The following is a 22,867-nucleotide window of genomic DNA, read 5'->3' on the forward strand; positions in this document are numbered from 1 at the left end:
CTTTTATGCCTGAACTAACGGCACTACGATGCCGTCAGGAAGCGGGTCCCCCTGCGTCATGCTGCTTGCGCCACCACCAAAGAGCCTTCTGGCTCAAGAGTTCCAGATCGCCGCCGGCAGCGACGTTCAGGTATGAACGGAATATGCGCACGGCCTCAAGGCTGTGCGGATTTGCTTCGAACATGGTGGAGAAGAGGGGAGCGTCCTGGGTGATCATTTTCGTGGCCGCCTCCATGCGTCGCCCGAACGAGGGCGTGAAGAAACGCTCGATTCCGTTTTCCAGAGGGGAAGCACAGAGATAAGCGACGGTGGTCACGAAGTTGAGTCCTTGGATGTAGGCCATGGCTTGGTCATGCTCATCGGCCGTGGTGTTGAACGGGGAGAATCCCAGCGAGCGGAGGCAGTCTGATAGATTATCGCTTGCCTCTTGGTCACGCCCCACGGTTACGGCAATACGCAGCTCCGCGTCAAGTGTTCCGGGCCCGAAAAGTGGATGGGTGCCGACCACGGGCGTCGTGGTCAGCGCCAGCATTTCGCGCAGGGGCTGGACCTTGACCGAGCAGATGTCGGCCAGGATGCAATCCTGCGTAAGATACGGCGCTATCGCCTGGGTGACATCCTTGACCGCCGTGATGGGCACGCACAAGAGGACCAGCGCGGCGGTGCGTACGGCCTCGGGCAGGGCGGCAAGGTCCAGCGGGTGGTCGAATTCCGTGACGGGATTTCTCGCCTCGCGAAAGCGCTGCGCAAACCGCGCGCCCATCTGCCCCTTGGCACCGATGATCACGATGGGCGATGCCGGGCTAAGCCTCATGAGCTTCTCCAAGACCGTTGCCGAGGCGAACCTTGCCCCAGACGTCCCAGAATCCGGGAAAGGATTTGGCCACGCAGGACGGGTTGTCGAGGTGAACGCCGATGCCGCCCAGTTCGAGAATGGCAAAGCTCATGGCCATGCGGTGGTCGCCGTGGGTGAGCATGTCCACGTCGCGGGGCAGGAGTCCGCCGTTGCCGCGAATGACCATGCCGTCGGGCCGGGCCTCAATGTTCACGCCTGCCTTGGACAGCTCCGTGACCGGGCCCTGGATGCGGTCGCATTCCTTCAGGGTCAGATGCGCGGCACCGGAGATGACCGTTTCCCCGGTGGCGAAGGCGGCCATGGCCGCAACCGTGGGCACGATATCGGGGCAGGCGTTCATGTCGACGTGCACGCCGTGCAGCGCGGATGGAAAAACCGTGACCACGTCATCGGTCCATTCGATGCGCGCTCCCATGCGGGTCAGGATCTCAAGCATGAAGCGGTCGCCCTGGGCCGAGGATGGGTTCAGCCCGGAGATGCGCACCGGAGCGACGCCGACGGCTCCGGCCGCCAGAAAGTAGGATGCATTGGACCAGTCGCCTTCCACGCGCATGGTTCCGGCGCGGTAGGGCGCCGGATGGACGATGAGACGGATGTCCGTGGGGGGCAGGTTTGCGGCCTCGGCGTGGGCGCACGGCTGCCAGTCGTCGAGGATCCGGCGCTCCAGGATCACGGGCACGCCGAAGCGGGCCATGGTGTCGAGGGTCAGGGCGACATAGGGCCAGGAGGCCACGGACTTGCCGATCAGCCGGATGGTCGTCGTCCCGGTCGCCAGGGGTGCGGCCAGGAGCAGGCCCGAGAGGTACTGGCTGCTCTGTTCCAGATTGATGGTCACCTCGCCGCCGGACAGGCCGGGGCTGGACATGACCAGGGGCGGGTAGCCGTCCTTTTCCTCGAAGGTGACGCGCACTCCCTGGCGGGTCAGGGCGTCGGTCAGGTGTGAGACGGGTCGGTCGTGCATGCGCCCCTCGCCGAAAATGCGGTAAATGCCGGGGATGGCCGTGACCACGGCGGCCATGAGCCGGCAGGTGGTGCCGGACTCTCCGACGTTCATGGAGACCGGCTCGGATGCGTCTGGCCGCGACGCCGCGCCGATGCCGTGCACGAAGAGCTTGTCTTCCCGGGGTTCGATCGTCGCGCCGAGCAGGCGCAGACACTCGGCGGTGCGGGTCAGGTCCTGGCTGTCGAGCACCCCTTCAAGCAGGGAGTCCCCTGTGGCCAGGGCCGCGCAGATGAGTGCCCGGTGCGACAGGGACTTGGATGAAGGCGCGGTGATGCGGATGAGCGGGTTCATGAGGACTCCTGGGTTATGCCTGCGCCGTAGAGGTGCGGGCCCGTAGGATAGCTGCCGAGCACGCGCATGGTGTGGCAGAGGCTGGTCAGATGCTTCATGGTGTTCTCGTACTGCTCCTGGGACAGGTCGCATTCCACGTCCATGAAGAAGACGTATTTCCACTTTTCGCCCTTGAGCGGCCTCGACTCCAGTTTGGTCAGGTTGAGCCCCTGGTCGGCCAGGAGGTTCAGGATGGCGGCCAGTGCGCCGGGCTTGTCCGGAGTGGTGAAGAGCAGCGACGTCTTGTCGCGGCTGCTGCCCACCGTCGGCGTGGGGCCGATGACCAGAAAGCGGGTCCAGTTGTCGGGCAGGTCCTGGATGTCCAGGGCCACGGCCTTGAGTCCATAGCGCTCCACCAGACGCGGATGGCCGATGGCGGCGGAACCCTCGCCCTCGCGCTCGGCCTGGGCTGCCGCCGCTGCGGTGCTCTCGGTGGGGACGACGACGGCCTGGGGTACGTTGGTGCGCAGCCAGCCCGAGCACTGGGCCAGGGCCTGGGGGTGGGAATAGACCGTGCGCACCGATGCCAGATCGGCGTTTGTGGCCAGCAGCGCGTGGCTTATGCGGCTGAAAAGCTCGGCGTGGATATAGACGTTGTATTGCAGAAAGAGGTCCAGGCTCTGGCCGACGCTGCCCTGCAGGGAGTTTTCAAGCGGGATCACGCCAAGGTCGGCCTTGCGCGAGGCCACGGTCAGAAAGACGTCGTGCAGGGTCGGGCAGGGCGAGAAGTCCATGGAGCGGCCGAGGTATTCAAGGCCCGCCAGATGCGTGAAGGTCCCTTCGGGGCCGAGGTAGGCCACGGTCTGGGGCTGCTGCAGGCGGCGCGAGGAGGACAGGATCTCGCGGTAGATGGCGCGCAGGTGATCTTCGGGCAGGATGCCGGGGCTTAACGCGTTCAGCCGGTTCAGGACCTCCTTTTCGCGAAAGGGCTTGAAGACGATGTCCAGGGAATCGGACTTGAGCTGGCCCACCTCGCGGCTCAGGGAGGCGCGCCGATTGAGCAGGCCCAGGAGTTGTTCGTCCAGGTCGTCGATCTGGGTCCGGATCTCGGTCAGACGCTGCGTGGATGCGCTCATTCCTTGATCTCCTCGGTGATGCGCATGCCGAAATGCCTTCCTGCCTGATCCGTGCGGCACAGCACCTTGTCTCCGGCCTTGAGGTCGACCACGCTGACAGGGCGGCCGTCGGTCCGGACCATGCGGATGGTCTCGGCGTTCTGCAGGAAGAGGGTTCCCATTTTCCCGTTGCACTCGGCCTCGATGAGCAGCATGGGCCGGATTTCGACCTTGCAGCGGCCCACCGTGGCCAGGGTGGTGGCACCGTCGGCCCCGACGATGAGCACTTCGGTGCCGGTCTTGAGTTCATCGAGATACGTGGTCCTGTCCCCGGGCATGGCGGCATAGGCGTGCACGGCCCCGGCATTGATTCGGAACGGGCGGGGCGCCACGTAGGGGTTGGACTCGGTTTCGGCGTTGATGAGGAAGGTGAAGGCGCTCGAATTGCCGACCAGCATGCCCTGACCGGATTTCAAAAGGCTCATGGTGTCCACGCAGACACGGTGGCCGAGCCCGGCGGAGGTGACGGCGGTGATGGTCGCGGTTTCCAGTTCCATGGTTCCCTGGCTCAGTTTGAGTTCACGCACGATGGTCTTGAGATCCTCGGCCGCGCCGGGCAGGACGACGACGGTTTCGACCCCTCGCTCAAGGATGCCGGCGGCCAGCCTGGCGCGGTCGAGGCTGGCGGCTTCAACGGCCAGGCGGTCGGACTGGGCCAGGATGTTTTCCACGGGAATGATCTCCCAGCCTTCACGCAGGATGACTTCCCTGCCCTGGCCCAGGAGACGCACGGCCTCTTCCTCGTCGGCCTTGGAGGACAGGAGCACATAGGGCTGGTCTTCGGCGGCCAGGACCTGGATCTTGCTCAGCGCTTGCACGGAGGCGACATGCTCGCGTTCGACAATGACCGCGTCCACGCCGGATTCCAGAGCCAGGGTGATTTCCCCCTTGTCGAAGGGGACGCCGGAAAAGAGTACTTTTTTCATGACACTGGCCTAGAGTTTGGGTTCTTCGAGCAGCGCCAGGGCCTGTTCGACGGAGTAATCCATGTGCACCACGGCGTGCAGGGCCTGTACGAGCCGGGTCGGATCTTCGGCCTGGAAGATGTTGCGTCCCATGGACAGGCCCGCGCCACCCGCGCTGATGGAGTCGTGGGCCATCTGGATGATGTCGCGCGGGGAGTCCATGCGCGGTCCGCCGGCAATGACGATGGGGATGCAGCAGCCTTCGGTCACCCTGGCAAAGGATTCGGGATCGCCGGTGTAGACGACCTTGATCACGTCGGCGCCCAGTTCTTCGGCCAGACGTGCGCAGTGCGCCACGGTCGCCGGATCCCATTCGGATTTGACCTTGGGGCCTCGTGCGTAGACCATGGCCAAAAGCGGCATGCCCCATTCGGCGCACTTGGAGGCGACCTGGCCCATGTCGCGCAGCATGTCGCGTTCGGACTCGTCACCGAGGTTGAGGTGCACGGACACCGCGTCGGCGCCGAGTTTGATTCCGTCCTCGACTGTCCCGACCAGGATCTTGGCGTTGGGGAAGGGAGAGAGGGTGGTGCTGGCCGACAGATGGATGATGAGGCCCACGTCGCGGCCATGACCCCGGTGCGAGCAGCGCGGCAGACCTTTGTGCATGAGCACCGCGTTGGCGCCGCCCTCGGCTACCTTGTTCACTGTGGAGCGCAGGTCCACCAGACCGTGGATGGGGCCGACGGTGGTTCCGTGGTCCAGGGGCACGATGATGCTGCGGCCCGTGTTGCGGTTGAAGATTCTTTCCAGCCTGACGCTTTTTCCCATGTTCATGATTTCCTCCGGTTTCGGCCGGGCACCCGGGGCCTTAAAATGTAAAAAAGGGCCGCCGGCGTATTGCCTGCGGCCCTAAGGTTGGTTTGCTTCGTCAAAAAGGCTAAAGCAGTCCCCTCAGACCACAGGCTCTGCTAAAATAAAAGTACCAAAAAAAGTACAGGCTGTGATTGAGGGAGAAGTTTGTCATAACGATTGCCTGATTACTCAGTTTGTCCGAAGGCTGTCAAGAATTTTTATGACCGCCGGTCATTTTTATTTTGGGTGGTGATTTCGCCGTTGATGCGCGGCGTCCGGAGTTCTCCATTTTGGGCATTGATGCACGCTGGGTTCGCGCGTATGGTGGGGCAATTCCATTCCGCCAGGACCAAGGAGAGGGGTGCATGGCCGCCAGGAACGCAATGCCCGGAGTGATCCGGAAAATCTGTCTGTGCTGTCAGGGCGGGAGCCCGAAATTTGTCAGGGAGTGCGAGCATGTCCTGTGCCCGCTGCATTCGTGCAGGATGATCGAGGACGGGGAGGACACCGGTCTGCAGAGTTGTATTTCGGCTTTTTGTCTGGCCTGCGCGGGTAGTGCCGAGGCGGTGGCCGATTGCAGCGCGAACGTTCCCATCGGCGCGCAACCGCCATGTCCGGCTCATCCTTTCCGCATGCCCGCAGAGGCTCCTCCAGAGCAACAGGTCCGCCCTTTGCCTGGCCTTGGCGCAGTCCCGGAACGGCTTGCGAAGTCAGGCGCCCGTGGGAATGCGCGAATTTTGGAATCCGTAGTGGATGATTTGCCAAGGGTTTCGGTGACATTGGACCAGTCTCGTCATGAAGGGCTGGCGGGCATTTCACCCGGGCGTGCGCCCGAAGCGTTGGATATTTGATATGACGGAAAAAATCGAAAAGGTGGATGGAATTCTGGGAAATTTCGAGCGGCGGCGGCAGATTGAAAAAGAGGTTGCCGAGTCCAAGTCCGTCGGGCGGACCCGTCCCAGGCAAAGGGAAACTGCCCCGGGTTCCCCGGTCTGGAATGAACTCCATGCCGAGGACAGACTGGTGGATGAGAAGGGGTGATCCCTAGCCGCGAATCAGGTCTATTCCGGCCAGAATCCAGCTTTGTAGCACATGGTAGCCGCTTGCGATGACATCCCACCAATGATTGGCCAGGGAGAGCACGGACAGGACGGACAGGAAAAAGAGGACGGTCCAGACCCTGTGAATGATGGCCCGGAGAATGCGCATGAAAAGGGATGAATTGGAAGCCATGGAACTCCTCTTGATGTCTTGATCGGTCTACTTTCTTCCCCGGCCTTTGCGTCCGCCCCGACCTTTCGGGGGGAAACCGATGTTCTTGATCACCCAATAGGCGGCGTAGCCAAAGGCCGCGAGAAGGAAAAAGCGCGGAAAAAACAGGCAAAACAGTAATCCCGCGATAAGAATCAGGGGATGAATGCCTAGTCGACGGATGAACGTCTGCGCTTGCCGCAGTAAATTTTCAGCTTGTTTCATTGCCGGAATCCTTTATTATTAGGCTCAGCTTACTAAGCCGAATCATCTTGAAAGTAAACGGAAAATACTTTTTTTTGCGAGTCATCGTCCCCTTTCTTTTCGCTCATCACCCTTATCTTCCACAGGAAATCACATGCCTTTCGTTTCGTGTTGTCCCGAGTCGGGTTTCGATATCCGTGCCCTTGAGTCCCTTTTTACCGACCGCATGCCGCGTCTTGCGCACATGCGTGACGCCGCGTCCTTTGCCCAGGATCTGTCGGAGAGCTTTTCCCTGCCGACGGAACATGCGCGGCTGCTGATCCGTTCAGCACTGCTGCACGACATCGGGTACGCCTCAGCGCTGCGCCGTTTCGAATACCATGCCCTCGACGGGGCACTGTTCCTGGAGGAGAAGGGCGAACATCCATGGGTGGTGGAAGGGGTGCTGCGTCATTCCCAGGCGGACAGGAAGGGGGGCGGATGCCTCTCGTGAGCGAACACTACGCCAGTCGGCCGCCGCTGGTCGAGGCGGATTGGCTGGTGCGGGCCGTGACCGTGGCCGATTGGCGCGCCGCCGGTGTGGGCAAGCGGGTTTCCTTTGCGCGGCGCTTCGAGGATATCGCCGCGCGCAACCCGGACAATCCCGGCAAGGTGCGGCAGGCGGCAGCCATGGTGAACGAGGTGCGGGATTCGTTTTTGGAGTGGGCGCGGGACATGGCCACGGAACGCCGCCCCCTGCCTTGGGTTTTTTGCGATGTGGACAACACGCTCATCCGTCCCGGAGACGGGCTCTCGGATGCAAACAAGACGGCGGTCAAGGCCTACGTGGCGGCAGGCGGAGCCTTTTCCGTAGCCACGGGCAAGCATCCTTTGAGCATCGCCCCTCTGGTTTTGCAGTTGGGCCTGAACACCACCCAGGTGGCGGGCAACGGGTCCTGCCTGCTGGACAGGAACGGGATAACCGTCCTTGACGAGCTCAGGGGGACGGAGGAGGCCCTGCGCAGCGCCCTTGAGAGCCGGGGGCTGCCCATCGCCGTGTACCGCCCGCAAGGCATCGAGACGGGAGGACTGTGGCCGGCATCCCTGGATGAGATTTTCGACCGCTACGGAGAGATCCGCCCCACGCGGACGCGCTTGCCGGGCGCGGCGCTGAAGATTCTGTGCATTGTGGATGGTGATGACCTCCGGCGTGAGGATGAGCTGCGCCTTCTGGCTGCGGAACTGGGCGTGGATTGCTGCCGCAGCGACCGGCATTTTCTGGAATTTCTGCCCAAGCGGGGGAACAAGGGACAGGCTGCCCGTACCGTCATGGAACGTGCCCAGTGGCCGGTTTTGCACTCCCTGGCCGTGGGCGACACGGAAAATGACGAGCTGCTCTTTGCCCTCTGCGGAGCTTGCGCCGCCGTGGCCAACGCCGGGGAGTGGACGCGGCGTGGCGCGGACTGGACCATCGGACAGTGCGCGGACAGCGGTGTCGGAGTATTTTTGGACCGGCTGCGTCTCGGTTTGGGCTGGGCCGGGCTGCGCTCGGACATGACCTTCTGAAAAAGGGGGGGGGAGGGCCTGCCGGGGGCCATGCTGTGTCGGCCGCGAGGACCCCGTTGAGTTCAGCGGGCTATTGCTGGGGCGGGACGGGATCGTCGATTCCATCCCGCCCTTCGATATCGGCGTTGCGGATGGTTGTGATGATCTGTTGCAACTGGCCAGCGCTGATCAGGTGCTGGGAATGAAGCCAGTGGAATTTGCGGATTTCTTCCTCGGGATCATTGGCGAAGTTGATGTTGCCGTACCATTCGAGCAGCTGTTTTTTTCTGCGCTCGCGTATGGCCTCCATGATGCGGTCGTAGTGCCTGTCGTGGAGCAGGACGATTTCTCCGGCGTCGGAACTGAGTGATGTCAATTCGATCTTGGTCATGAAATGGAGAAGGAAGCACGCGATTCCGGGGAAGAGGAAGATGATCCCGAGAAGATCGCCGTGGGCCATGGTGTAACCAGCCTGCGCCAGCCCCCAGGCCGAAAGGAGAATCCCTCCGTTGAACAGGGTTGCGTTCCGCTCCGAGGTGCGTTGCGGGTCCATGCCGATGGAGCCGTAGGGCAACTGAAAGGAGTGCGAACCGTAGGCGTCGACCCTGGTGTAGCTCAGGGTGTCGGGTTCGAACTTGAACGTGAAGGTATTTGAAAATCGTCGCTGGGTGATGAGCATGGGCGGAACTCTCCTGATTCAAGGCCGGTCATCCGTGTAGGGTTAGGTGCTTCGGGCCGGTTTCGTCAAGAATTGTGGCGGAGCCGCGGAACGGCATCTCTGGACTGGATGCACGCGGCGGAAAATTTGCGCAGACGGGCGGGCGGTGGGATGCTGAAAAGAAAAAAGGCCGCGTAATGCGACCTTGATTTCATGGTGCCGGGGGACAGAGTTGAACTGCCGACACGGGGATTTTCAGTCCCCTGCTCTACCGACTGAGCTACCCCGGCTCGACGGAAGACCGTTACTATGGAAATCGGCCTGCTTTGGCAAGCTAAAAATTGGGATTTGCAAAATTTGTGGTCGGGAGGAGTCGTTGGCAGGGATCGATGGCTCGCCGGCACATCCGGAAGGTCGATGACGTTTCGTGCCTGGTTCGGCAAAAAAGAAAAAAGGCCGCGTAATGCGACCTTTGATTTCATGGTGCCGGGGGACAGAGTTGAACTGCCGACACGGGGATTTTCAGTCCCCTGCTCTACCGACTGAGCTACCCCGGCAACGTGTGGTGAGAGGTGCTTTTATGCAAAGGCGATGGCGAAGGCAAGAGGGAATTTTGTACTTTCCGAATTTCCTTCATTTTGTTCAAACCAACTTCCGGCAGCCGAGCTGCCGGCGTGAAGATTGGTTAGGCACCTTGCAACTAAGCACTTGGGGAAGGCCGCCCGCCTTGAGTGGAAGGACGGTGATCTGGCTTGGGCAGCGCGACATTTCATGGGACTAGGGCTAGGGCCGTGCCGCCTGTTCAATGACCCGTTCCGCCCACTTGTTCAGGCTTTGCCCTTCATGGGCCGCCTTGCGAAGAGCCGCAGCATGGATTCGTGGATTGACCCGCAGCATCAATCGCCCGCTTGCGGGTTTTTCGGACTTCTGTCCCAGCTTTTCGCAGGCCGCGATATAGTCGTCAATGGAAGTGTGGAACGCGGTTTCAAACTCGTGAACGGATTCAGCATGGAAAACAATGGTGTCTTCAATGTCCAAGACCTTGCCCACAAGAATTTTGTCTTCCACGTCAAAGTCTATGCGGGCAGTATATCCTTTGTATTTCATGGTATTCATGGTTTGACTCCCAGGGTTGCAAGATATTCACGGACAGCACGGACGCGATAGCGCAAGGCTTCACGTTGCGGGTGCGGCCGGTGGAAGTGAGCGCGTTTTCCGTCTTTCTCGAAGGTGATCGAAGAACCACTTCCCCCAATGGCTTGGCAGCCTAAAGAAAGAAGCAAAGCCTCGATTTTCGCCCATTCAAGGCCACCGTTCACAGGGTCCGAAAAAATGGCTTCAAGGATTTTCCTGTGCTTGTTGTTCATGACAAAATGATAGCGCTTTTTAGAATAAGTGCAAGCATCGATGCGTGGAGTTTTTTGGCCGGAGGGTTGGTCGATGAGCCATGCCGCATAGGTAGCTCAGAAATATGATACACGCCGGACGCGAAGGCGGCTGTTTTTGCGTCCCGCTGGTTTGCCCTGGAGAAAATCCGTTGAGCATCGGCTAGGGTCTGGATAGTGATTTCGAGTGAAAAGCTTTATCGTGGGGACAGATGGGGGCAAAATTATTGTAAAGGCAGATAACAACAAAAGGCCTACCGCAATTTTGCATGTAAGCCTATGTTAATCTTGGCCCGCCCTGCATGATTCGAACATGCGACCAACGGATTCGAAGTCCGGTACTCTATCCAGCTGAGCTAAGGGCGGAATTGGGGATTAATGGTGATGCTTGTCGGGTCCGTGTTCCTTGTTCAGGGAATAGACGATAAGGCCGACGCAGCAAAGGCCCAGGGCAAGAATGAGTCCAGAAAACATGGGATGCCTCCTCTTGATTATGATCTAGTCCAAAAACATAGGCGAGATCCTTCTTGACTTCAAGTGCTTTTCTTCACAAGTCGGTAGCAGCTTGAGGCGACGGGGTGGCGTTTTGAAGCGGTGGAGAGTATGTGACCCTGATTGCGGAGAAAACTTTTCAAACAACCGGTTCCGGAGTGTTTTATGAGAATATTGAAATGCGGTTTGTGCATGATTTATTTCTGTTTCTTTTCCCTTCCTGCCTGGGGCGCGGAGACCTTGACCATGCGGGAAGCCGTGGAGATCGGACTGAAGTCGAATCCTTCGGTTCTGGCCGCGCGCGAGGCGCTTATGGCCTCGGACTATGCCGTCAAATCGGCCAAGGCGGCTTTTGGGCCATCCTTCAGTACGCAGTATGGCTACACCCGGCTCGACGAACGGCCGCGTTCCTTCGGGGTCAACGCGGGCACACTGGACAACTGGGAACTTGCCTTCAATGTGCACCAGCCGCTGTTCACCGGATTCAACCTGTTGACGACGCACGAAAGAGCCATCTTGGAGAAGGAGCAGGTCGCATCGCAGATCGACAATGTCGAGCTGCGGCTGATCGTCACCATCCAGGACACGTTCCTGCGTTTGCTGCAGGCGCGGGAGAATGTGCGCTCCGCCGAGGATTCCCTTGTCCGACTGCGGTCACAACTGAAGGTGAACACCGCGTTTTACGAGGTCGGCCTGCGTCCCAAGCTCGACATGTTGCAGGCCCAGGTGGACGTGGCCACGGCCGAGCAGTTGCTGTTGACCGCAGAAAACAACGAAGCGACCTTGATCGCCCAGCTGAACACGTTGCTCGGCAAGAGTGTGGAGGCGGATGTAAGCTATGTCGGAGAATTGCGCTATTTTCCCATGCCTTTGACCCTCGAAGAATGCCTGGAGCGCGCGGGCCGGCATCGTCCGGATCTGCGCATTGCCCGTCAGGCCGTCATGCTGGCGGAAAAGGACAAGGTGCTGGCGGCGGTGCCGTACTATCCGCAGGTGGCCGCCGACTTCAATTACATCCGCCAAGGGGAGGATCCCCTAGTGCACGGCGGAGACTACCATACGCCCAGCCAGTGGAACGCTCAGGTTGGGATGAAGTGGACCTTTTTCGAATGGGGAAAGACCTATTACGGGGAAAAGCAGGCGGAAAAAAATGTGAGCCGGCTGGGGCAGGAGTATCTGAATCTTGAGAATGACGCCTCGTTTGAGGTCAAGAAGAGCTTTTTGCAGATTCAGGCCGCTGAAAAACGCATCTCTGCCGCGAGGCAGGGGCTCATCGCCGCCAAGGAGAGCTACCGCATGGCCGTGGCCAGGTACGAAGCTCAGGTGGGCACCAACACTGACGTGCTCGATGCCCAATCAAAGCAGACGGTCAGCGAAGCCAGCCTGCACGAGGCACTGTCGGATTATGAGCGCTCCGTGGCCGAGCTTTATGGGGCCATGGGCCAAAGAAATCCGGAGCTTTTGGCTCAGTGAGGGAAGTCTGGAGCTCTTTTTAGAATCCAAGGCCAAAATCGAAGAAAGCCGGACCCTTTTCAGGATCCGGCTTTTTTTATGCCTTTTCGCCTGGGCATGGCGCATTTCTTTTCCGCGAGAACCGCAAGCTCGGTCAGCCTCTCGTCCACGGCCGCGTAGATGGAGTTTTGCGAGAAGCGGCCGTCCTTCAGGCGTTCTCCGGCTCTCTTGCCGGTCAGGAACTCCATGGCCTCCTCGATGGTGCTGACGGGATGGATATGAAATTGTCGGTCCTTTATGGCCTGTAGCACATTGTCCCGAAGCACCAGGTGTACGATGTTGTCCCTGGGAAGCAGCACTCCCTGCTGGCCGGTGAGGCCACGTCGCCTGCAGACTTCGAAAAAGCCTTCAACCTTGTGCGTGACCCCGCCCACGGCCATGATGGCCCCCGACTGGGAAATGGCTCCGGTAAAGGCCAGATCGAGGCGGATCGGCACGTTTGAAAGGGCGGAGAGCAGGGCCGCGAGTTCCGCACCCGACGCGGAGTCCCCATCGACCTGGGCGTAGCTTTGCTCGAAGCACAGGCTGCCGGTCAGGACGAGTGGCTTGTTGCGGGCAAACAGGTTCACGAAATAGCTTTTGAGGATCATCATGCCCTTGGTGTGGATCGGGCCGCCGAGTTCGGCTTCACGTTCCAGGTCCATGATGCCGCCGTGGCCCACACCCACAGTGCAGGATATCTGATGCGGCAGGCCCATGACGTAATCCCCGACCTGGGTCACGGACAGGCCGTTGGCCACGCCGACTCCCTGCCCTTGGGTGCGGACCTTGATGGATCTGCGATCGTATTCACGCAGGAACTCCTCCTGGTACAGGTTGGTCCTGTATTCGCGTTCCTCAAGGGCCTGCTTCACGATGACGGCGTCAATGACCCGTTTGTCCTGGGTGATGGCCAGGGCATTGGATTCGATCATGATCTCGCGCAAATGCGAAAAATGCAGGGACAGGCGCTCCCGGTCTTCGGCCATGCGGGTAGAGTAATTCACCAATTCCGCGAAGGCGTCCTTCGTGAATCCACGCAGGCCGGTTTCGCGTCCGGCGCGATCCAGGGCCTGGGCAAACCCGGTGATGGACTCGGGGGTGCGCTCGACGGTGTCCTGAATATGCGCCTTGAGCTTGAATATCTTCCGGAACCGCTCGTCATGCATGTAGAGCAGTTCGTATGTCTCGTCGTCGCCGATGAGCAGAACCTTGAGGGAGAGCGGAATCGGGTCCGGACTGATGGTGCGAGTGCGTAGCAAATCATAATGATCCGTAGGGTCGTCCAGGCTCGACTGCTTGGTGCGCAGGCAGCGCAGCAGGCCTTCCCAGGCGGCGGGGTGGTTCAGGAGGTCGTCCACGCGCAGGATGAGGAATCCGCCATTGGCGCGATGCACCGCCCCGGCCTTGATCAGGGAAAAGTCGGTGTAGTAGGTGCCCCATTCCGTTTCACGCTCCACGCAGCCGAGGAGGTTGAAAAAGCCGGGGTTGATTTCCTTGACCACGGGCGCGCCGGTGACTTCGGAATTGTCCACAAAGAGGTTGACGTCGTAGCGCTGGAAAAAGGAATCCGACAGGCCTTCCCCCTGCTGTTCCGGCCCGGTGCGGGGCTCGCGCTCCTGCCGGCCCTGATAGTGGGGAAGGTTTTCAAGAATGTCTTCCTTGAAGGAATCGAAATATTTCTTGAGCGCCTTGTTCTCGGTGAATTTTTTGTGGATGGGCATAAGCAGACGGTCCACGAGGCTTGCGGCATGCTCTTGCGCCAATTGCACCTCCTTGGCCCGGAATTCCTGCTCGCTTTTATTGACCAACCGTGAAAGGTCCGCGATGGTGTTCAGGACGGCACTGCTCTGGTCCTTGAGAATTTTCTTCTGGGAGGACTCAAGACGTTCGAATTCTTCCGAACTGAGGACCTTGCCGTCCACCAGTGGCGTCAGTGAAACCGCTCCGGTGTCATCGATGTTCAGACTGAACCCTTTTTTCTGGGCGGCTTCATCCATCCTGTCCATCAGATCGTCCCGCACCAGGGCTAGTTTGGTGAAGAGCTTGTTCTGGAGCCTGAGGTAGCTGGCCTGCTCGAAATGACGCGGCAGGTCGCGGCGAAGACGTTTGACGACGCGCTGCAGGTTCTCTTTGAGAACTTTGCCCTGACCGGGCGTCAGGCTGACCAGAAGCGGCTTGTCGGGGTTGTCGAAGTTGTTCAGATAGACGAGGTCTGGAGGCGTCGTTCCTTCTTTGGCCCGGGGGAGAAGAAAGTTCTCGACAAGATATGTCCGTCCAAGTCCCGGTTCTCCGGCGACATAGACATTGTATTCCATGCCCGGAATGGAGAGCCCCATTTCCAGGGCCTTGCGGGCTCTGGGCTGGAACAGGCAAACGGCGTTCGTGTTGTCGCGGATATCGTTGCTGCGCAGGATCTTGCGTGGGTCCGGCTCGATCTTGAGTTGACGGGCTTTGAGTTCAGGGATGTTTTTCATTGATTCTCGTGCTGCCGGCTTTTATGCCGGGGTTGTTGATTTCGTGTCCGGGCATAGTGCGAATAGGTCCTGCTGGCAAGCCGACCTCTTCCGGCGGGATTGGGCTTTGTAATTGATGGATGTGCACGCAGGGCATGGGTGGAGGGGTTTTAAAATTCATCAGGCGAAAAACTTTGGTTGACGCGAAGTTGGGGGGTGTGGTAGCCCCGACTTCGATTTGTGATTTATTGCACGAACGATCTGGGACAGCAAAAACCCATCGAGACTAACATATGCTCTTTAACAGGAAAAATTCCAAACATTTCGAGTCGCTGGGTATTGCTTCGGTGATGGGGCTTCAGCTGGTATCCGGGGTGGTAGTGGGCTTTGCCATGGGCTACTATCTCGACAAATATTTCGGAACAAAACCTTGGTTGACGCTGATTTTTTTGGTGTTTGGCATCATCGCCGGATACAGGAACATGTTTCGGGAAATGCAGCGCATCCAGAAGAAAGAAGCGGAAGCCGATGCTCGCAACAATGCAGAAGAAGATTGAGCGCGTTCTCTACGCCCGGGGATTTCACGTCCCGGAGGTGCGCAAGATGGCGTTGCGACAGGTTTACTTTCTGCTTGGAGCCCTGCCGGCGCTGGCTTTTGGCTGGAAAGGCCTGGACCTTGCAACCGGTGTGCTGCTTGGAACCCTCAACTTTCTGGCGCTGGCCAAGTTGATTCAGGAATTGGTCTATTTGCAAAAAAGTGCGGTGGTTGTTCAGATTTTCAGTTTTTACGGACGCCTGATGATAACGGCATTGGCCTTTTATGTGCTGATCGCCCATCTGGGTTCCTCTGGTGTCTGGCTGCTGATGGGATTTTCCACTGTGCTGATCAATATTTTGCTTTGGGGAATGTCACAATTTTTGGGGAAAACTTCTAAGGAGGCGTAAAAATGGCAGGGGATTTACATCCAATTTTCTTAGTAGAGGAAGTAGTAAAAGCCATTGGTCTCGTGGACGCTCATGGTCACAGCTTGATACCGGGCCAAGTCCTCCACGCGTGGGTGGTCATGGGTGTGCTCATCGCTCTTGGCATATTGGCCACGAAAAAACTCTCCCTTGTTCCTAAAGGGTTGCAGAATTTTTTTGAGCTGCTCATCGAATCATTAGAGAACTTTGTCGTTGCCAACATGGGCGAAGACGGTCGAAAGGTCTTCCCGGTACTTGCGACCCTGTTTATTTTCATCCTGTTCAGCAACTACGAAGGTCTGGTGCCCGGCCTGGACGCTCCTACCGCGAACATCAACACCACTCTGGCCATGGCCGTGTTCGTGTTCGTGTACTACCAGTACTGGGGGTTCAAGCTGCATGGATTCCATTACATCCATCACTTCACCGGGCCTGTTCCGTGGCTTGCTCCGCTTATCTTTCCCATCGAGGTAATCGGGCATTTCGCACGCATGCTTTCGCTCTCTTTGCGACTTTTCGGAAACATCAAGGGTGAGGAAATCGTGCTGGTCCTGCTGTTCATGCTGGCCCCGGTCGTATCCACCGTTCCGATTTACTTCCTGTTCATGTTGCTGAAAGTCATCCAGGCTTTGGTCTTCTTCATGCTGTCCATGCTTTATCTGAAGGGAGCATTCGAAGAGGCGCACTAATTTGGGGGAAATGGTCTTTTCGACCACTAATCATTATACGTTTTAGGAGGTTTTTGAATCATGCGTAAAGGTTTTCTGTCCGTACTGGCCACTGTCGCTCTGGTAGCTGTCGCTTCTTCCGCTTTCGCCGCTGACGCTGCTCCTGAAGTCATCTCCACCATCGCTTGGGCTGCTTCCTTGGGAATGGCCATCGCCGCTGCTGGTTGTGGCATCGCTCAGGGTCTCGCCGTCAAGGCTGCTTGCGAAGGCACCGCCCGCAACCCCGAAGCTTCCGGCAAAATCACCGTGACCATGCTGATCGGTCTTGCTCTGATCGAATCTCTGGCCATCTACGCCCTGGTTGTTAACCTGATCCTGCTGTTCGCCAACCCCTTCGTTGGCTAACTCTGATCGAAAAAGGGGGGGAGGCCCAGCCTCCCCCCTTTTTTTGGCTATTTTAATGAAATAGCTCACAAAGTTATTGTTTGGAGTCATTTTGAAAAGCGCCCACATACCTCGCGCCACGATTCAGCGATTGGCTGTCTACGTACAAGTTTTAGAGACGCTCCTTCAAGAGGGGGATTCCGTCATATCGTCCGACGGCCTGGCCCGTGCTTGCGGCGTAAATCCTTCGCAGATTCGAAAAGATTTGGCTTATTTTGGTGAATTCGGCGTGCGAGGCGTCGGATACTATGTTCAGGATTTGCTGACCGCCATCAAACAGTCTCTAGGCATCGACCGGACATGGAATGTCGCGCTGGTCGGCGTCGGCAATCTGGGGCGGGCATTGCTCAGGCACGGCATTTTCAGGCGTCGCGGGTTTATTCTCGTGGGAGCCTTTGATTGCGATCCCTTCAAGATCGGCGAGGAAGTTGCCGGTCTGGAGGTCGTCTGTTCGCGCAGACTCAAGGAAAAAGTCAGCGAACTCGAGATTGAAATAGGAATCATCACGACACCTCCCGAACGAGCGCAGCGTGCCGCCAACTACCTGATTGAAGCGGGTGTGCGGGGCATCGTGAATTTCGCGCCGGCCAGAATTTCGGTTCCGGAAAATGTTGCCGTTGAATACGTGGACTTCATGCACCATATTTTTTCCGTGGCCTTCAATATTTCGATAAATCAGGCCAAGGGCCTTTCCTAACTCCCTTTTTTTCCCAATTCAGGTTACGTGAATTTCGGCTTGCCATTCGTCTCCGAGTGGTTTAGTTGTCCTCTCTCTTTTGAAACTGGAGGTTTCCCATGAAGAAAGATTTGCATCCCAAGGTTTATGAAACCGCAGTACGTTGTGCCTGCGGTTACGAGTTCACCACCAAGTCCACTGTTGGCGCGGAACTCAACGTTGAAATTTGTTCGCATTGCCATCCCTTTTTCACGGGTGAGCAGCGTTTTATCGATTCTGCCGGTCGTATCGACAGGTTCAGAAAGAAATACGCCAGCCTGGCAAAATAATTGTTGAAATTTAGCCGACGTCGAGCACAGCATACACATGGTCGATAAATTAGAAAGTCTTGCGGCAAAGTACCGCGAACTTGAGCGCGAAATGAGTACTCCTGAGATTTTTCAGGATCAGGAGCGCTATCGGAAAATCGCCAAAAAGCATGCTGAGCTTGACGAGATCGTCAAGGCTTTCGAGCTCTACAAGACACTGCTTCGCGAGATGGCTGAAAATCAGGAGCTTGCCAAGGATCCGGATCCCGAGCTTTGCGAGATGGCCCAGGCGGAAATTGTCATTCTGAAAGCCAGGATCGGGGAGCAGGAGCGGTTGCTCAAACAGCTTTTGACCCCCAAGGATCCCCTGGATGAGAAAAACATCATCCTTGAGATCCGTGCCGGTACCGGCGGAGAAGAGGCGGCCCTGTTTGTGGCCGATATCTTCAGGATGTATTCGCGCTATGCCGAGCTGCATTCCTGGCGTGTGGAAGTTATGAGTAGCAGCGACACGGGGACTGGAGGCTTCAAGGAAATTATTGCGTCCGTTTCCGGGACCAATGTTTACAGCAAGCTCAAGTTCGAGTCGGGTGCACATCGGGTCCAGCGTGTTCCGGCAACCGAAAGTCAGGGCCGCATTCACACTTCCGCCATCACCGTCGCGATTCTTCCGGAAGCTGAAGAAGTCGATGTGAAGATCGATCCGACCGATATCCGGGTGGATGTGTTCCGTTCTTCCGGTCCGGGCGGTCAGTCGGTCAACACGACTGACTCGGCCATCCGCATCACTCATCTCGCCACGGGTCTGGTCGTCATTTGTCAGGACGAGAAATCGCAGCACAAGAACAAGGCCAAGGCTCTCAAAGTGCTGCGTTCCCGTCTTCTTCAGGCCGCCCAGGATGAGACGAAGAAGGCATATGACGACAACCGCAAGTCACAGGTAGGTTCTGGCGATCGTTCTGAGCGCATTCGCACTTACAATTATCCTCAGGGGCGTGTGACCGACCACCGCATCAACCTCACGCTTTATAATCTTGATCAGGCCATGGAGGGTCACATCGATGACATCATTGATGGTCTGGTTCAGCATTACCAAGCAGAAGCCATGAAAGAAAGCTGAGGAGACTCGGCTTTTTTTTTGCCCATGCCGTCCCGCAAATCAATACTGGAGCACTGGGAGAAATTGCTGCTTGAAAGCGGTGTTGATTCCCCCCGCCTGTCCGCGCAGGTTCTGCTGGCGCATGTCCTTGGCATTTCCCGACTCGACATGCTCCTTGAGAGTGGCGCCTCGGTGGACGAGCCATGTCGCTTGCGGATGGCTGAACTTTGCAGGCGGCGAATGGCCGGCGAGCCCGTGGCGTACATTGTTGGCGAAAGGGAATTTTACGGATTTGCCTTCCACGTCGGCCCCGAGGTACTCATCCCCAGGCCCGAGACCGAGCTGATTATCGACCATTTGCTCGATTCGCTGGGCAAGGATTCATGCCTGAAGGTCCTGGATGTCGGTACTGGAAGCGGCGCCCTGGCCGTATCCTGTGCCAATCTTTTTCCCAACTTTCGGATTGTGGCGGTTGACATATCCTTTGATGCGCTAAAAGTCGCACGCAAGAATGCGCGGCTTCACAATGTCAAGGACCGGATTCTCTTCTTGCAAGGAGATCTGCTCGAATCTCTGCGCACGGATGTTTTCGATGTCGTGCTCGCAAATCTTCCCTACGTACCCCTGTCCACGCGAGAATCACTCAGTCGGGAAGTGCTTTGCCATGAACCGGAAATCGCACTTTTTTCCGGTCCTGACGGTCTGGATTGTTATCGTGCCCTGGCTCTGTCGCTTCGCGGCGCCATGAAGCCCGGAGCCCTGCTCCTGTGCGAAATTGACCACACCCACGGACAGGCCATGACCGAGTTGTTTTCAGGGATCGCCAGGGATGTGCGTATCGTGCAGGATTATGCTGGGCTGGACCGAGTGGCGATTGTTGTTTTTTAGCACTTAATATGTTGTCTGAAAGGAACTGTCATTGAGGCGGAAGTGTGTAGTTCGGTTAAAAGTGATTGATTTCGGGTTGTTGCGTTTGCAGAATTTGTGGCATGAAGTTTGATAACAGCTGGTCATGAAACAGACTACACTACGAAAAGAAGTTCGATGCTCCGGCGTCGGTTTGCATAGCGGCCAGAAGGTTGAGATGGTTCTCAAGCCCGCGCCTGCCGATACAGGGGTCATTTTTTCCTTGTCGACCAAGAGCGGGCGACAGGTCGTGGTGCCGGAGCCTGGAAAGGTCGTAGGCACAGGGTTGGCCACAACTTTGGGCACTGCGGGGGCCAAGGTTTCCACGGTGGAACACCTTCTTGCCGCCCTGGTCGGTTTGGAAATAGACAATGTCCTAGTCGAAGTTGATGGAGAGGAAATCCCCATTCTCGATGGGAGCGCTTCCGTATACGTGTACCTGATCAATTCCGCCGGGATCCGGGTTCTCGATCGTCCCCGCGAGGTTGCCAAGATCAAGCGTACCCTTGTTTTCGAACAGGACGGAAAACGCGTTGTGGCCAAGCCCTTCAATGGTTTGAAGATTGATTATCAAATCAACTTCCCGCATCCGCAGATCGGCACGCAGAATTTTAGTTTCGAGTCCACTCCGCTTACTTTCTCCCACCGCATCGCCCGGGCCAGAACATTCGGGTTCATGAAAGATGTTGAGTGGTTGCAGAAGAACGGCCTAGCTCTTGGCGGTTCACTCGAAAATGCGGTTGTCTTTGACGACTACGGAGTGGTCAATCCCGAAGGCTTGCGTTTCACAGACGAAATGGTGCGCCACAAAATTTTGGATTTCATGGGTGATATAGCTGTGGGAAGTCACCGCATTTGGGGGCATTTTGAAGTCTCCTGTTCCGGTCATGACTTCAACAACAGATTCATGCGTTATCTTTTTGATAATCAGTCAGAGTTCCTGGATTTTGTTGCTCTTGAAGACACTGTGAGCCATGCCAAATGCCCTGACCCGGTGCTTGTGCCTGTAGGGGTGCCTGCCTGGGCCTGAGTCGAAAAGCGTCGAAAGACGCTTTTTTTAATTTCCTGAAAATAATGCTTGCCTTTGAGATTGAATGCTCATAATGACTTCGTTCTCACGGGCTGGCGTAGCTCAACTGGTAGAGCAGCTGATTTGTAATCAGCAGGTTGCGGGTTCAAGTCCCATCGCCAGCTCCAGGTGATGGAGGGGTTCCCGAGTGGCCAAAGGGAACAGACTGTAAATCTGTCGGCGTACGCCTTCGGAGGTTCAAATCCTCCCCCCTCCACCAAGAAGAAGCCGTGAAAACCAGTAGGAGACAGAGATCATGCTGTCGCCTGACTACTGAGATGAAATGCGGGAGTAGCTCAATGGCTAGAGCATCAGCCTTCCAAGCTGAGGGTTGCGGGTTCGAGTCCCGTTTCCCGCTCCATTTCCTCGTCTCACCAGTCTTGCGCCTCCATTTTTCCTCATCTCTTCTTAAGTAGCATTCACTTATACATATATAGTAATTCGTAATTTTATTAGGGGGTAATGTATGGCCAAGCAAAAATTTGAAAGAAAGAAGCCGCACGTCAATATTGGTACGATTGGTCATATCGACCATGGCAAGACCACGTTGACCGCCGCGATCACCAAGATCGCGAGCCTCAAGGGCGGTGGATCCTATGTAGCGTTCGATGAGATCGACAAGGCTCCTGAAGAAAAGGAACGCGGTATCACCATTGCCACCGCGCACGTCGAGTACGAGACCTCCAAGCGTCACTACGCTCACGTGGATTGCCCCGGTCACGCCGACTACATCAAGAACATGATCACCGGCGCGGCCCAGATGGACGGCGCGATCATCGTTGTCGCCGCCACCGACGGTCCCATGCCCCAGACTCGTGAGCACATCCTGCTCGCTCGTCAGGTCGGCGTTCCCTATGTCGTGGTTTTCCTGAACAAGGTTGACCTGGTTGACGACGAAGAGCTGATCGAACTGGTCGACATGGAAGTTCGTGAACTCCTGTCCAAGTACGAGTTCCCCGGCGATGACGTTCCTGTCATCCGCGGTTCCGCACTGAAGGCTCTTGAGAGCGACAGCGCCGACACCGATGAGGCCAAGTGCATCCTCGAGCTGCTCGACGCCTGCGACGCATACATTCCCGATCCGATCCGCGAGACCGAGAAGCCCTTCCTGATGCCCATCGAAGACGTGTTCTCCATTTCCGGTCGCGGCACAGTCGTCACCGGTCGTGTTGAGCGCGGCATCGTCCGCGTTGGCGAGGAAGTCGAGATCGTCGGCATCACCGACACCCGCAAGACGACTTGCACCGGTGTTGAAATGTTCCGCAAGCTTCTTGACGAAGGCCAGGCCGGCGACAACATCGGCGCCCTGCTTCGCGGTATCAAGCGTGACGACGTCGAGCGTGGCCAGGTTCTGGCCAAGCCGGGCAGCATCACCCCGCACACGAAGTTCTCTGCCGAAGTGTACGTTCTGAGCAAGGAAGAAGGCGGCCGTCACACACCTTTCTTCTCCGGCTATCGTCCTCAGTTCTATTTCCGTACGACAGACATCACCGGTGTGGTGACTCTGGACGAAGGCGTAGAAATGATCATGCCTGGTGACAACACGACTTTCCATGTGCATCTGATCAACCCGATCGCCATGGAAAAGGGTCTTCGCTTCGCTATCCGCGAAGGTGGACGTACCGTTGGCGCTGGTGTTGTTTCCGAAATTGTGGAGTAAAGAATGCGCATCAATATCCTTCTTGCTTGTGGTGATTGCAAGCGTAGAAATTACGCTACCCAGAAGAACAAAAAGAACACGACTACGAAGCTTGAGCTGAGCAAGTTCTGTCCTTTTTGCGGAAAGCACACGAAGCATCGCGAATCTAAATAGTGTAATGCAGATGCTGCCAAAGCGGCATCTGCATTGAAAATTTCCCTCACGCAGGCCAGTAGCTCTAACGGTAGAGCATCGGACTCCAAATCCGAGGGCTGGGGGTTCGAATCCCTCCTGGCCTGCCATACATTTACTAGCGATGGACATAATGAAAAAGAATGCCGAAGCAGAATTGCAAAAACAAGGAATCATGCAGAAGTTAACTGATCTGCGTGTATTCTTTGACCAAGCAAAAGTGGAACTGAAGAAAGTTGTTTGGCCTGACAAGCAGGAAACCATCAGTACCAGTTCGGCGGTTTTGTTGTTGGTAGTCGTAATGGCACTCTTTCTTGGCGTTGTGGATTTGGTGCTGACCAAAATCATTGCAGCCGTTCTGTCCTAAGGCGAGGCCAT

The 22,867-nt window shown here is 57.3% G+C and carries 28 protein-coding genes and 7 tRNA genes; 21 read left to right on the forward strand and 14 right to left on the reverse strand.

All coding sequences use genetic code 11. The annotated features are described in order from the left end of the window. Nucleotides 1-34 precede the first annotated feature (34 nt). From BMZ24_RS06670 to BMZ24_RS06690, 5 genes are read right to left on the reverse strand one after another with little or no spacing between them, the layout of a single operon-like run. Nucleotides 35-814: a prephenate dehydrogenase/arogenate dehydrogenase family protein gene (locus BMZ24_RS06670; protein ID WP_092190551.1), complete on the reverse strand. Its 780-nt coding sequence runs from the start codon at nt 812-814 to the stop codon at nt 35-37. After that, nucleotides 804-2,150: a 3-phosphoshikimate 1-carboxyvinyltransferase gene (gene aroA, locus BMZ24_RS06675; protein WP_092190553.1), complete on the reverse strand. Its 1,347-nt coding sequence runs from the start codon at nt 2,148-2,150 to the stop codon at nt 804-806. The genes BMZ24_RS06670 and aroA overlap by 11 nt, the downstream gene beginning before the upstream one ends. After that, a complete protein-coding gene (pheA, locus tag BMZ24_RS06680) occupies nt 2,147-3,265 on the reverse strand; it encodes a prephenate dehydratase (protein WP_092190555.1) in 1,119 nt (372 codons plus the stop codon). The genes aroA and pheA overlap by 4 nt, the downstream gene beginning before the upstream one ends. Beyond that, nucleotides 3,262-4,230 carry a 3-dehydroquinate synthase II family protein gene (locus BMZ24_RS06685; RefSeq protein WP_092190557.1) on the reverse strand — a complete coding sequence of 323 codons (969 nt, stop codon included), beginning with the start codon at nt 4,228-4,230 and terminating at the stop codon, nt 3,262-3,264. The genes pheA and BMZ24_RS06685 overlap by 4 nt, the downstream gene beginning before the upstream one ends. A 9-nt stretch (nt 4,231-4,239) precedes the next feature. Then, entirely contained in the window at nt 4,240-5,046 is an 807-nt protein-coding gene (locus BMZ24_RS06690; RefSeq protein WP_092190559.1) for a 2-amino-3,7-dideoxy-D-threo-hept-6-ulosonate synthase, read from the reverse strand. Between the two features lie 383 nt (nt 5,047-5,429). On the opposite strand from BMZ24_RS06690, the gene BMZ24_RS19795 reads away from it, so the two are divergent. Together BMZ24_RS19795 and BMZ24_RS06700 are read left to right on the forward strand one after the other, a co-directional pair. Beyond that, nucleotides 5,430-5,915 (forward strand): hypothetical protein, encoded by a 486-nt coding sequence (locus tag BMZ24_RS19795; protein ID WP_092190561.1) that lies wholly within the window; start codon nt 5,430-5,432, stop codon nt 5,913-5,915. Nucleotide 5,916: 1 nt separating this feature from the next. Continuing rightward, nucleotides 5,917-6,105 (forward strand): hypothetical protein, encoded by a 189-nt coding sequence (locus BMZ24_RS06700; RefSeq protein WP_092190563.1) that lies wholly within the window; start codon nt 5,917-5,919, stop codon nt 6,103-6,105. Between the two features lie 3 nt (nt 6,106-6,108). On the opposite strand, the gene BMZ24_RS06705 is transcribed toward BMZ24_RS06700, so the two are convergent. Together BMZ24_RS06705 and BMZ24_RS06710 are read right to left on the reverse strand one after the other, a co-directional pair. After that, nucleotides 6,109-6,297 (reverse strand): hypothetical protein, encoded by a 189-nt coding sequence (locus tag BMZ24_RS06705; protein WP_092190565.1) that lies wholly within the window; start codon nt 6,295-6,297, stop codon nt 6,109-6,111. Between the two features lie 27 nt (nt 6,298-6,324). Next, nucleotides 6,325-6,540, reverse strand: a complete 216-nt coding sequence (locus BMZ24_RS06710; RefSeq protein ID WP_092190567.1) for a hypothetical protein — start codon at nt 6,538-6,540, stop codon at nt 6,325-6,327. Nucleotides 6,541-6,673: 133 nt separating this feature from the next. Between BMZ24_RS06710 and BMZ24_RS06715 the strand changes: the two genes are divergently transcribed. Together BMZ24_RS06715 and BMZ24_RS06720 are read left to right on the forward strand one after the other, a co-directional pair. After that, the gene (locus BMZ24_RS06715; RefSeq protein WP_092190569.1) at nt 6,674-7,012 is read left to right on the forward strand and encodes an HDIG domain-containing metalloprotein; all 339 of its coding nucleotides are present in this window, start codon (nt 6,674-6,676) and stop codon (nt 7,010-7,012) included. Next, nucleotides 7,009-8,064 carry an HAD-IIB family hydrolase gene (locus BMZ24_RS06720; protein WP_161949066.1) on the forward strand — a complete coding sequence of 352 codons (1,056 nt, stop codon included), beginning with the start codon at nt 7,009-7,011 and terminating at the stop codon, nt 8,062-8,064. Before BMZ24_RS06715 ends, BMZ24_RS06720 begins: the two co-directional genes overlap by 4 nt. Nucleotides 8,065-8,134: 70 nt before the next feature. Here BMZ24_RS06720 and BMZ24_RS06725 read toward each other — a convergent pair whose 3' ends face one another. The 6 genes from BMZ24_RS06725 to BMZ24_RS06750 all read right to left on the reverse strand — a co-directional run bounded on the left by BMZ24_RS06725 (nt 8,135) and on the right by BMZ24_RS06750 (nt 10,452). After that, nucleotides 8,135-8,722, reverse strand: coding sequence for a hypothetical protein (locus tag BMZ24_RS06725; RefSeq protein ID WP_092190573.1), 588 nt, complete (start codon nt 8,720-8,722; stop codon nt 8,135-8,137). A 193-nt stretch (nt 8,723-8,915) separates the two neighbouring features. After that, nucleotides 8,916-8,991, reverse strand: a tRNA-Phe gene (locus BMZ24_RS06730). Nucleotides 8,992-9,182: 191 nt separating this feature from the next. After that, a tRNA-Phe gene (locus BMZ24_RS06735) sits at nt 9,183-9,258 on the reverse strand. Between the two features lie 226 nt (nt 9,259-9,484). After that, nucleotides 9,485-9,817 (reverse strand): type II toxin-antitoxin system HicB family antitoxin, encoded by a 333-nt coding sequence (locus BMZ24_RS06740; RefSeq protein ID WP_092190575.1) that lies wholly within the window; start codon nt 9,815-9,817, stop codon nt 9,485-9,487. After that, nucleotides 9,814-10,068, reverse strand: coding sequence for a type II toxin-antitoxin system HicA family toxin (locus tag BMZ24_RS06745; RefSeq protein WP_092190577.1), 255 nt, complete (start codon nt 10,066-10,068; stop codon nt 9,814-9,816). The genes BMZ24_RS06740 and BMZ24_RS06745 overlap by 4 nt, the downstream gene beginning before the upstream one ends. A 307-nt stretch (nt 10,069-10,375) precedes the next feature. Continuing rightward, a tRNA-Arg gene (locus BMZ24_RS06750) sits at nt 10,376-10,452 on the reverse strand. Nucleotides 10,453-10,770: 318 nt separating this feature from the next. Here BMZ24_RS06750 and BMZ24_RS06755 point away from each other — a divergent pair. Continuing rightward, nucleotides 10,771-12,051, forward strand: coding sequence for a TolC family protein (locus BMZ24_RS06755; protein WP_161949067.1), 1,281 nt, complete (start codon nt 10,771-10,773; stop codon nt 12,049-12,051). A gap of 59 nt (nt 12,052-12,110) precedes the next feature. On the opposite strand, the gene BMZ24_RS06760 is transcribed toward BMZ24_RS06755, so the two are convergent. Next, nucleotides 12,111-14,546: a Lon protease family protein gene (locus tag BMZ24_RS06760; RefSeq protein ID WP_092190581.1), complete on the reverse strand. Its 2,436-nt coding sequence runs from the start codon at nt 14,544-14,546 to the stop codon at nt 12,111-12,113. 272 nt (nt 14,547-14,818) lie between these two features. Between BMZ24_RS06760 and BMZ24_RS06765 the strand changes: the two genes are divergently transcribed. The 16 genes from BMZ24_RS06765 (at nt 14,819) to secE (ending at nt 22,856) form a co-directional block, all read left to right on the forward strand. Further along, a complete protein-coding gene (locus BMZ24_RS06765) occupies nt 14,819-15,082 on the forward strand; it encodes an AtpZ/AtpI family protein (RefSeq protein ID WP_092190583.1) in 264 nt (87 codons plus the stop codon). Further along, entirely contained in the window at nt 15,066-15,470 is a 405-nt protein-coding gene (locus BMZ24_RS06770) for a hypothetical protein (RefSeq protein WP_092190585.1), read from the forward strand. Before BMZ24_RS06765 ends, BMZ24_RS06770 begins: the two co-directional genes overlap by 17 nt. A 2-nt stretch (nt 15,471-15,472) precedes the next feature. Further along, nucleotides 15,473-16,177: a F0F1 ATP synthase subunit A gene (gene atpB / locus BMZ24_RS06775; protein WP_015774960.1), complete on the forward strand. Its 705-nt coding sequence runs from the start codon at nt 15,473-15,475 to the stop codon at nt 16,175-16,177. A gap of 60 nt (nt 16,178-16,237) precedes the next feature. Then, on the forward strand, nt 16,238-16,561 hold the full coding sequence (gene atpE, locus BMZ24_RS06780) for an ATP synthase F0 subunit C (protein WP_092190587.1): 324 nt from the start codon (nt 16,238-16,240) through the stop codon (nt 16,559-16,561). 91 nt (nt 16,562-16,652) lie between these two features. Further along, nucleotides 16,653-17,297 carry a redox-sensing transcriptional repressor Rex gene (locus BMZ24_RS06785; RefSeq protein ID WP_092190589.1) on the forward strand — a complete coding sequence of 215 codons (645 nt, stop codon included), beginning with the start codon at nt 16,653-16,655 and terminating at the stop codon, nt 17,295-17,297. A 98-nt stretch (nt 17,298-17,395) separates the two neighbouring features. Continuing rightward, nucleotides 17,396-17,605 (forward strand): 50S ribosomal protein L31, encoded by a 210-nt coding sequence (rpmE, locus tag BMZ24_RS06790; RefSeq protein WP_092190591.1) that lies wholly within the window; start codon nt 17,396-17,398, stop codon nt 17,603-17,605. 37 nt (nt 17,606-17,642) lie between these two features. After that, nucleotides 17,643-18,704 carry a peptide chain release factor 1 gene (prfA, locus tag BMZ24_RS06795; RefSeq protein WP_092190593.1) on the forward strand — a complete coding sequence of 354 codons (1,062 nt, stop codon included), beginning with the start codon at nt 17,643-17,645 and terminating at the stop codon, nt 18,702-18,704. A gap of 24 nt (nt 18,705-18,728) precedes the next feature. Next, a complete protein-coding gene (gene prmC, locus BMZ24_RS06800) occupies nt 18,729-19,571 on the forward strand; it encodes a peptide chain release factor N(5)-glutamine methyltransferase (RefSeq protein WP_092190595.1) in 843 nt (280 codons plus the stop codon). 124 nt (nt 19,572-19,695) lie between these two features. Next, entirely contained in the window at nt 19,696-20,619 is a 924-nt protein-coding gene (gene lpxC, locus BMZ24_RS06805) for a UDP-3-O-acyl-N-acetylglucosamine deacetylase (protein ID WP_092190597.1), read from the forward strand. A 91-nt stretch (nt 20,620-20,710) separates the two neighbouring features. Then, a tRNA-Thr gene (locus BMZ24_RS06810) sits at nt 20,711-20,786 on the forward strand. A gap of 6 nt (nt 20,787-20,792) precedes the next feature. Then, nucleotides 20,793-20,878: transfer RNA gene (locus BMZ24_RS06815), tRNA-Tyr, on the forward strand. Between the two features lie 65 nt (nt 20,879-20,943). Then, nucleotides 20,944-21,019, forward strand: a tRNA-Gly gene (locus BMZ24_RS06820). Nucleotides 21,020-21,124: 105 nt separating this feature from the next. Continuing rightward, on the forward strand, nt 21,125-22,318 hold the full coding sequence (tuf, locus tag BMZ24_RS06825) for an elongation factor Tu (RefSeq protein WP_092190599.1): 1,194 nt from the start codon (nt 21,125-21,127) through the stop codon (nt 22,316-22,318). A 3-nt stretch (nt 22,319-22,321) separates the two neighbouring features. Beyond that, on the forward strand, nt 22,322-22,471 hold the full coding sequence (gene rpmG, locus BMZ24_RS06830) for a 50S ribosomal protein L33 (RefSeq protein WP_081434452.1): 150 nt from the start codon (nt 22,322-22,324) through the stop codon (nt 22,469-22,471). A gap of 52 nt (nt 22,472-22,523) precedes the next feature. Next, nucleotides 22,524-22,599 (forward strand) — tRNA-Trp (locus BMZ24_RS06835). A gap of 23 nt (nt 22,600-22,622) precedes the next feature. Next, the gene (gene secE / locus BMZ24_RS06840) at nt 22,623-22,856 is read left to right on the forward strand and encodes a preprotein translocase subunit SecE (RefSeq protein ID WP_161949068.1); all 234 of its coding nucleotides are present in this window, start codon (nt 22,623-22,625) and stop codon (nt 22,854-22,856) included. The last annotated feature ends 11 nt before the right edge of the window (nt 22,857-22,867 follow it).

This window comes from Desulfomicrobium norvegicum (assembly GCF_900114595.1).
In the GTDB taxonomy this organism is placed as follows: domain Bacteria; phylum Desulfobacterota; class Desulfovibrionia; order Desulfovibrionales; family Desulfomicrobiaceae; genus Desulfomicrobium; species Desulfomicrobium macestii.